Here is a 3,482-nt window from a genome sequence, read left to right on the forward strand (position 1 = left end):
GATATATCAAAGCTAATGTCTGAAATAAATGATTTAAAAGGCAGTGATTTCCTAGATTGGGGAATAGACTGTGCAGAAATGACAGAGGAAGAATTGAATATAAAGTTTTTAGAAGCCCTAAAATCAAAAAAGAAAGTAAAAGTGTATAACTTTTCATTTCCAACAACTCCGGTAATAAATTTAGGAAATGGTTTTTTAAAGTTTGAATACTTTGAAGATGAATTACAAACAGTAAAAGTAGAGTTTGTAAAAGATGCACTAAACCCTAACCTTATAACGGGAGCAACAAGATATATAAATCTTTTAGGCTGGGATGACGAGACCCAAGAATACTATAATGTAGAAAACATATGGTTTTTAAATTATCAGCTATGGAAATTTATTGGGGGTTATGTAAGATTTGCAATTAAGCAGGTTACAGAAAGTGTATCGGGTACAATGATAAATAAATATTTAAAGGTATCCGATTTTGGTTCGGATTTAGTTCCCTCGATATTCAAAGAAATAGTATTGAATGTGACAATAAAGGTGACAAATGGAGCAGCAGGTTCAATAGAAACAACTTACAGACAGTTTATAATAAAGAGACCGGAAACTTTTGATATGTTTGAGTATCTTAATTTATTGAAAAGTGGAAGAGTCGAAATAATGTTTTCGGGATTCTTCTATCCGCCCAATTTAATAATGTATAGGATAACAAATACAGGTTCACTGGTAACGGGAAATGTAACACTGACAATAAATGCAGTAGGATATTTTTACTAAGGAGAAAACAGATGTATAAATTCGGGAGCAGATCATCAAATAGTTTAAAAGGCGTTCATCCTGATATGGTAAAACTGATGAACGAATCAATAAAAGATAGTCCATATGATTTTACCATTACTGAAGGGTTAAGAACTGCAAAGAGACAGAACGAACTATATCAGCAAGGAAGGACTAAGCCGGGAATAAAAGTAACAAGTCTTGATGGGTATAATAAAAAGTCAAATCATCAGGCAAAATCAGATGGTTATGGTTATGCTGTAGACCTTTACCCATATATAAACGGAAGTGTAAGGGTTGAATATGAGAGATATAAAAAAGAAACAAATGCAATAGCAGAGCATATATTGAATACTGCTAAAAAATTAGGAATAAAAGTAGAATGGGGCGGACACTGGAAAAGTCCTTTTGATCCGCCACATTTCGAACTAAAAAAATAGGAGGAATAAAAATGAAAACATACGTTATACTAACAATAGTATTAATAATAGCAGGAGCAGGAATTTATTTCCTGTACAAGAAAAAGAAATTAAAAGATATTACGGAATATCTTGTAAAGGTACTGGATATTAAGGGAGAGAAGTTATTAAATAAGGTAAAGCTAGCAGTACTTCTTAATACTTTAAGAGAATGGTCACTAAACAATACCAAGAATAAAGTATGGAAATTTATTTTGGAATTATTCTGGCCGGAAATAGATTTGCTGGAAGTAGCAAAAGAAGTAGTAGTTACAAATAATAAGGACAGTGTAATAAACAGCATACCAGATGTAATAGTATCAAAAACAGTGGATAATATACTTAATAATACTAAATATACAACAAAGGATTTCAATACTTCAACAAACCTTAAGATAACAGAAAAGGACAGGGGATATCTAGAAGGATATATAGAAGGGCAGATAAATAAGTTAGAAGAAGCCAGAGTAGGAATAAAAACGGGGATAAAGTGGTAGAAAGGAGCAGGAGATGAGCAAATTGGATTTGACAATAATAACAACAGGAGTACTGGCGGTATTTACATATCTGTTCGGAGCCTTTGACATATTAATACAAGGAGCTTTTATGTTCATTGTACTGGATTTTATAACAGGACTGGCAAAAGCATGGCATAACGGTGAAGTAAGCAGTGCAAAGAGCTGGAAAGGTCTACTCAAAAAAACAATGTTTTTATCAATGATATTAATAGGTCATTGGTTAGATAAAGTGAGTTTGATCCCAGATAGTAGTATGAGTTTTAGGACACTGGTGTTGGTATTTGTAATAACGAATGAAGCGATATCAATATTGGAAAATATATCAGAAATGGGAGTACCAATACCAGGTATTTTAAAAAAAATATTGGAGAGACTGGATAAAAGAGAGGATGAGGAACCTGATTAATTTCGGGTTCTTTTTTTGTAATCTTCACATTAAGTTCATATGTATGTTATACTATATAAAAAATGGGAGAGTGATGTAATGAAACTAAGTAAAATTATTTTTATACTAAGTGTATGTAGTGTTTTTTTTATTTTAACAGATATAATAGTGGCAAATAGTGTTTTAGGGACATATGAACAAGTGACTATTATGAAACCAAAGTCAGTAAAAATAAATACAAATAATGTAAAGATTGTAAAAGATGGGAAAGAGAGCAAGAAAATATGGGTTAAAAATTTTCTGTCTGATGATATATATGCCGTTAGGCATACAGTAAATGATGATACAGAAATCTATGTAATTCCTGAACAAAAAACAAAGCAGTATATTGTAAAATCTGGTTGTATAGTTTACTCAGAAGATAGGGTTATATTGTCAATAGATAATAAAAATGATTGTAGAGGTTTAAATACAGAAGATTACGGAGATATAGAAATAGGAAGTGGTGGAGTAAAAGCGGGAGATGTAAAAATATCATCAACAGAGGTATCAGTTCCCGGAGTGAAAATAGGAAAATCTGGTGTGAAAATTTCTTCGGAAATATTGAGTGGAATTCAGTATATTGGAGAAAAATCAAACTAAGGTGAGTGACAACAGTAAAAAATTACAAGAAACTTTGAAAATTACAAAAAAGGAGAGGAAAAATGAAAAAAATATTTTTTTTATCATTATTTTTAATGTTACTAATATCGTGTGGAAAAAAAGGAATTGAGGAAGAGATAAAAGAAAGTGTACAAGTAGAGATAAAAGCTAATTCAGACGAAAAGAAAGAAGAGGAAGTATTATCAGAGGAAGAAGAAAAAAATGACAATACAGATGTCTCCATAGAAGTAGATGGGGGAAATGGAAATATAAAAGCAGGAGATGTTGAAGTAAATTCAAAAGATGGAACAGTAAAAGCACCAGGAGTGGAAATAGATTCGACAAATGGAGAAATAAAAACTCCGGGAGTAGAAATAAAAAATGGGAAAGTTAAGGTACCAGGAGTAGAAATAGATGTAAATGCTAAAGAAAAGTAAAAAAAATGGGAATCTGGTTTTATAATCAGATTTTTTTATTCCAAACTTTATATTGGTATAATAAACTATTGACATAAAACAAAGGAAATTATATAATAAATCAAAGAATAAAAAAAGGGAAAAGCAATATTGAAATAATATTAGAAATATAGTCAAAACTCTAATTAAATTAGTATTTTTAAATATTGCTTTTTTGGTCTAATAAATAAGGAGGAAATATGAAGGAAAGGACAAGGAATAGGTTTATTAAACGCAATATAGCAATAGGGATGTTATT

General features: G+C 30.7%; 6 protein-coding genes. All 6 read left to right on the forward strand.

Annotated features, from left to right (window positions below):
• A partial coding sequence (locus NK213_RS19195; protein WP_253352320.1) for a hypothetical protein occupies window positions 1–765 on the forward strand: 765 nt, incomplete at its 5' end.
• Between the two features lie 11 nt (window positions 766–776).
• Window positions 777–1,205, forward strand: a complete 429-nt coding sequence (locus NK213_RS19200; protein ID WP_253352322.1) for a M15 family metallopeptidase — start codon at window positions 777–779, stop codon at window positions 1,203–1,205.
• An 11-nt stretch (window positions 1,206–1,216) separates the two neighbouring features.
• Window positions 1,217–1,720, forward strand: coding sequence for a hypothetical protein (locus tag NK213_RS19205; protein WP_253352324.1), 504 nt, complete (start codon window positions 1,217–1,219; stop codon window positions 1,718–1,720).
• Between the two features lie 13 nt (window positions 1,721–1,733).
• Window positions 1,734–2,147 (forward strand): holin family protein, encoded by a 414-nt coding sequence (locus NK213_RS19210; RefSeq protein WP_253352326.1) that lies wholly within the window; start codon window positions 1,734–1,736, stop codon window positions 2,145–2,147.
• A 78-nt stretch (window positions 2,148–2,225) separates the two neighbouring features.
• A complete protein-coding gene (locus NK213_RS19215) occupies window positions 2,226–2,768 on the forward strand; it encodes a hypothetical protein (protein ID WP_253352328.1) in 543 nt (180 codons plus the stop codon).
• 62 nt (window positions 2,769–2,830) lie between these two features.
• Entirely contained in the window at window positions 2,831–3,205 is a 375-nt protein-coding gene (locus NK213_RS19220) for a hypothetical protein (RefSeq protein ID WP_253352331.1), read from the forward strand.
• Window positions 3,206–3,482 lie beyond the last annotated feature (277 nt).

Origin of the sequence: Sebaldella sp. S0638 (genome assembly GCF_024158605.1) — a bacterium.
GTDB lineage: Bacteria > Fusobacteriota > Fusobacteriia > Fusobacteriales > Leptotrichiaceae > Sebaldella.